The organism is Heliophilum fasciatum (genome assembly GCF_004341395.1).
In the GTDB taxonomy this organism is placed as follows: Bacteria; Bacillota; Desulfitobacteriia; order Heliobacteriales; family Heliobacteriaceae; genus Heliophilum; species Heliophilum fasciatum.
In genome coordinates this window covers 1-1,889 of the sequence record NZ_SLXT01000065.1, presented here as the reverse complement: position 1 = coordinate 1,889, position 1,889 = coordinate 1, and the positions used below count along the sequence as shown (strand labels likewise).

Below are 1,889 nucleotides of genomic sequence, written 5' to 3'. Positions count from 1 at the left end.
AATCGAGTAGGAGGGGGCGATTAACCCCCGACCTCTCACACCACCGTACGTACCGTTCGGTATACGGCGGTTCATATTGAATTACGATACTTTTGGTACATTTCGGCCAAACTGAGCAGCCCTTGAGACTCCCAATACCGGAGCCCAAGGGCTGTGTTCATTTGTGGTGTGCAAGCCAACCTCCAGCAGCCCTTACGGGATCCACTGATTTTCCTCGCTAGGTGTTCGGGGATGTGTAGGGCCACCAGCTTTCGTCGACGAGTTGCCGGTCGCTTCCATTCTTTGAGGCGGCACATACGCAGTCTTCGTCGCAACCATTCATCGAACCGTTGGAATGGTGTTGGTGTGTCGGCGAGGCGAAAATATCCCATCCACCCTCGTAGGTAGAGGTTAAGTTTCTCAATCCGGTCCTCCATGGCGATGCTTTGACTTCGCTGCGTAAGCTGTTTGATCTTCGTCTTTACCCGCAACACGGTCTTTTCCGCCAGTCGGATTTTCGGTTGTTTCCCATTGGTGAACGAAAACCCGAGAAACTTTCGCTTCCAGGGTCGGTCTACGGCACTTTTCGCTTCGTTGACCTTCAGTTTGAGCCGCCCTTCCACAAATCGAGTGACCGACGCCATGACCCGTTCGCCTGCCCGACGACTTTTCACGTAGATGTTGCTATCGTCAGCATAGCGACAAAATTTATGTCCTCGCTTTTCAAGTTCCTTATCCAGGTCATCCAAAATGATATTTGCAAGCAGCGGACTCAACGGTCCGCCTTGCGGCGTTCCTTCTTCCGTCCGCAGGATGACCCCGTGGTCCATCACGCCGGCCTGTAGGTAGCGCCGGATAAGTTTGAGGACTCGCTTGTCCGCTACTTTCCGGGCCACCCGAGCCATCAAGATGTCATGGTTTACCCGGTCAAAGAATTGGGCCAGGTCCATGTCGACCACCACGCGATATCCTTGAGCGATGTATTCCTTGGCTTGTTGCACCGCTTGATGCGCGCTGCGTCCTGGTCGGAACCCGTAGCTGTACTTAGAGAATGTCGGGTCAAAAATCGGTGTCAATATCTGATTCAGGGCTTGTTGAATGAGGCGGTCGAGTACGGTGGGGATTCCTAGTTTTCTGACTCCGCCGTCCGGCTTCGGGATTTCGACCCGGCGCACGGGAGCCGGTTGGTAGGTCCCTTGCAGCAACCTTTGGCGGATTTGTGTCCAGTGCTCGTCCAGGTATGGCTTCAGGGATTTCAGTGCCATTCCGTCGATTCCGGCCGCTCCGCCGTTGCTCATGACCCGGTGATAGGCCCGTGTCATGTTGCCGCGCTCCAGCATCCTCTCCATCAAGTTGTTCCAAGTCTCGCGGGGTTGCTCCGCTTCTTGTGCCGTCGAGGCGCTCGGCGCTCCCGCAGTCCCTGACGGATTCACCGTCTCCTCCTTCGGGTAGCTCCCTTTCGGGATATTCGGCTGTTGTTGCGTCTCGCTCGAACTCATCGGTGCTTCCCTCGTTTCAATATGTTCGGCCCTTCCCGGTTTCTGACGTCATTCACCGGTACTATGACCTCTGCTGACTCCTGCCGGTTCAGTCGCGCCTTGCGACGCGATTTGCCAAGTTACTTAGCCCCCGGCAGGCCTCCCCGGGTAAGAACGCTGTCTTTCCCTCCATCTACCCGCCCCATCTACTCTCGACAGCCTTCGGTGACAAGGACTTCGCTTTGATTTGCAAGCTCATCCAGCTGCCGCTAGCCTCTCCTGGGGTTCGTGGTCCTCGGGCCGGAGGTTTGCCGCCGGCTTCCTTCAGATTCCGCCTCGCGACGGACACCCTTGCCTTAAGCTACACCTACTGCCACCTTCGGTGTTCGGGACTTGCACCCTAGAGACAGCGCCCATGCCGGGCGCACAAAT

1 protein-coding gene is annotated in these 1,889 nt (G+C 56.3%); it reads right to left on the bottom strand.

Features of this window, described 5'->3' with window-relative positions; translation table 11 throughout:
* Window positions 1-71 precede the first annotated feature (71 nt).
* Window positions 72-1,328 carry a group II intron reverse transcriptase/maturase gene (gene ltrA, locus EDD73_RS14690; RefSeq protein ID WP_243116952.1) on the bottom strand — a complete coding sequence of 419 codons (1,257 nt, stop codon included), beginning with the start codon at window positions 1,326-1,328 and terminating at the stop codon, window positions 72-74.
* Window positions 1,329-1,889 lie beyond the last annotated feature (561 nt).

What these genes read in the sequence shown, in the direction of transcription:
- ltrA (WP_243116952.1), bottom strand. Translation starts at nt 1,328, where the DNA reads ATGGAGAGGATGCTGGAGCGCGGCAACATGACACGGGCCTATCACCGG.